Raw genomic sequence first — 2,353 nt, forward strand, 5'->3', positions numbered from 1 at the left:
ATCCGGTGCGTTAACCACTTCGCCACGATCGCCATGGTGCTATTTAATTTCAAATAAAAAACTAAGATGAAATAACATCTTAGCTCTTTATACCGGCGGCCGGGGTCGAACCGGCACGCCCGTGAGGGCACTGGATTTTGAGTCCAGCGCGTCTGCCAATTCCGCCACGCCGGCATGTCAATAAATATTCTAGTACTAAGGCGGTAACCGGATTTGAACCGGTGATGAAGGTTTTGCAGACCTCTGCCTTACCACTTGGCTATACCGCCATTATACTATTGTTTTCCCCTTAGAACAAGTATTTTTCAAGAGAGTTTCCTGAAACTTTTCTAAGAAAACTGGGGTAGCTGGATTCGAACCAACGCATGAGGGAGTCAAAGTCCCTTGCCTTACCGCTTGGCTATACCCCAATAATTACAAGGGCGAACGATGGGAATCGAACCCACGAATGCCGGAGCCACAATCCGGTGCGTTAACCACTTCGCCACGATCGCCATATTAATAAAAGAACAGGGGCAGCAGGAATTGAACCCACACTAACGGTTTTGGAGACCGCTGTTCTACCTTTAAACTATGCCCCTGAAACAAATGGAGGAGAGTGGATTCGAACCACTGAACCCTAAGGAACGGATTTACAGTCCGTCGCGTTTAGCCACTTCGCTACTCCTCCATGGTGGCGCGGGACAGAATCGAACTGCCGACACACGGAGCTTCAATCCGTTGCTCTACCAACTGAGCTACCGCGCCATATATAAATAGTTTAAAGTTTTTAATTAAACAAAACGGTCCCGACGGGATTTGAACCCGCGATCTCCTGCGTGACAGGCAGGCATGTTAACCCCTACACCACGGAACCGAATGGGGGTTAACGGGTTCGAACCGCTGACCCTCTGCTTGTAAGGCAGATGCTCTCCCAGCTGAGCTAAACCCCCATGGTATTTAATTAAATGACCCGTACGGGAATCGAACCCGTGTTACCGCCGTGAAAGGGCGGTGTCTTAACCGCTTGACCAACGGGCCAGTAAAAAAGATATTACGGAGAGTAAGGGATTCGAACCCTTGAGACAGGAATACCCGCCTACATGATTTCCAATCATGCTCCTTCGGCCACTCGGACAACTCTCCAAGATAGGAGCACAAAGGCCCAATACTCTTATTTCTCTTATGAGAAACTCCGGCAGTAGGACTCGAACCTACGACATCATGATTAACAGTCATGCGCTACTACCAACTGAGCTATGCCGGAATAACAACGCGTGGCGACGTCCTAATCTCACAAGGGGCAACCCCTCACTACAATCGGCGCTAAGAAGCTTAACTTCTGTGTTCGACATGGGAACAGGTGTATCCTTCCCGCTATCGCCACCACACTATGCTTTACTTGAGTAAACGTCGTTCACTCAAAACTGGATCAGAAACGGTTAAACTACCGTGAATCATTTTTTTGGTTAAGTCCTCGATCGATTAGTATCAGTCCGCTCCGTACATCACTGCACTTCCACTCCTGACCTATCTACCTGATCATCTCTCAGGGATCTTACTTTCTTAAAGAAATGGGAAATCTCATCTTGAGGTGGGCTTCACACTTAGATGCTTTCAGCGTTTATCCCTTCCCTACATAGCTACCCAGCGATGCCTCTGGCGAGACAACTGGTACACCAGCGGTAAGTCCATCCCGGTCCTCTCGTACTAAGGACAGATCCTCTCAAATTTCCAACGCCCGCGACGGATAGGGACCGAACTGTCTCACGACGTTCTGAACCCAGCTCGCGTGCCGCTTTAATGGGCGAACAGCCCAACCCTTGGGACCGACTACAGCCCCAGGATGCGACGAGCCGACATCGAGGTGCCAAACCTCCCCGTCGATGTGGACTCTTGGGGGAGATAAGCCTGTTATCCCCAGGGTAGCTTTTATCCGTTGAGCGATGGCCCTTCCATGCGGAACCACCGGATCACTAAGCCCGACTTTCGTCCCTGCTCGACTTGTAGGTCTCGCAGTCAAGCTCCCTTGTGCCTTTACACTCTGCGAATGATTTCCAACCATTCTGAGGGAACCTTTGGGCGCCTCCGTTACTCTTTAGGAGGCGACCGCCCCAGTCAAACTGCCCATCTGACACTGTCTCCCACCACGATTAGTGGTGCGGGTTAGAGTGGTCATAACACAGGGGTAGTATCCCACCAGCGCCTCTGTCGAAACTAGCGTCCCGACTTCTACGGCTCCTACCTATCCTGTACATGTGGTACAAACACTCAATATCAAACTGCAGTAAAGCTCCATGGGGTCTTTCCGTCCTGTCGCGGGTAACCTGCATCTTCACAGGTACTAAAATTTCACCGAGTCTCTCGTTGAGAC

General features: G+C 50.4%; 12 tRNA genes, 1 rRNA gene and 1 other annotated feature. All 13 genes read right to left on the reverse strand.

Annotated features, from left to right (window positions below):
• Nucleotides 1–90: 90 nt before the first annotated feature.
• The 13 genes from A5868_RS09225 to rrf all read right to left on the reverse strand — a co-directional run bounded on the left by A5868_RS09225 (nucleotide 91) and on the right by rrf (nucleotide 1,370).
• A tRNA-Leu gene (locus A5868_RS09225) sits at nucleotides 91–174 on the reverse strand.
• Between the two features lie 24 nt (nucleotides 175–198).
• Nucleotides 199–269: transfer RNA gene (locus tag A5868_RS09230), tRNA-Cys, on the reverse strand.
• Between the two features lie 69 nt (nucleotides 270–338).
• Nucleotides 339–410: transfer RNA gene (locus tag A5868_RS09235), tRNA-Gln, on the reverse strand.
• Between the two features lie 11 nt (nucleotides 411–421).
• Nucleotides 422–494 (reverse strand) — tRNA-His (locus A5868_RS09240).
• A 16-nt stretch (nucleotides 495–510) separates the two neighbouring features.
• Nucleotides 511–581: transfer RNA gene (locus A5868_RS09245), tRNA-Trp, on the reverse strand.
• Nucleotides 582–589: 8 nt separating this feature from the next.
• A tRNA-Tyr gene (locus A5868_RS09250) sits at nucleotides 590–670 on the reverse strand.
• A 1-nt stretch (nucleotide 671) separates the two neighbouring features.
• Nucleotides 672–747 (reverse strand) — tRNA-Phe (locus A5868_RS09255).
• A gap of 36 nt (nucleotides 748–783) precedes the next feature.
• Nucleotides 784–856 (reverse strand) — tRNA-Asp (locus A5868_RS09260).
• A 3-nt stretch (nucleotides 857–859) separates the two neighbouring features.
• Nucleotides 860–932: transfer RNA gene (locus tag A5868_RS09265), tRNA-Val, on the reverse strand.
• Between the two features lie 16 nt (nucleotides 933–948).
• Nucleotides 949–1,020: transfer RNA gene (locus A5868_RS09270), tRNA-Glu, on the reverse strand.
• Between the two features lie 16 nt (nucleotides 1,021–1,036).
• Nucleotides 1,037–1,125, reverse strand: a tRNA-Ser gene (locus A5868_RS09275).
• A gap of 47 nt (nucleotides 1,126–1,172) precedes the next feature.
• Nucleotides 1,173–1,246, reverse strand: a tRNA-Asn gene (locus A5868_RS09280).
• A gap of 8 nt (nucleotides 1,247–1,254) precedes the next feature.
• A 5S ribosomal RNA gene (gene rrf / locus A5868_RS09285) occupies nucleotides 1,255–1,370 on the reverse strand.
• Between the two features lie 86 nt (nucleotides 1,371–1,456).
• Nucleotides 1,457–2,326: a sequence feature (23S ribosomal RNA rRNA prediction is too short), on the reverse strand.
• Between the last annotated feature and the right edge of the window lie 27 nt (nucleotides 2,327–2,353).

It is taken from the genome of Enterococcus sp. 12F9_DIV0723, from assembly GCF_002174375.1.
GTDB classification, from domain to species: domain Bacteria; phylum Bacillota; class Bacilli; order Lactobacillales; family Enterococcaceae; genus Enterococcus_A; species Enterococcus_A gilvus.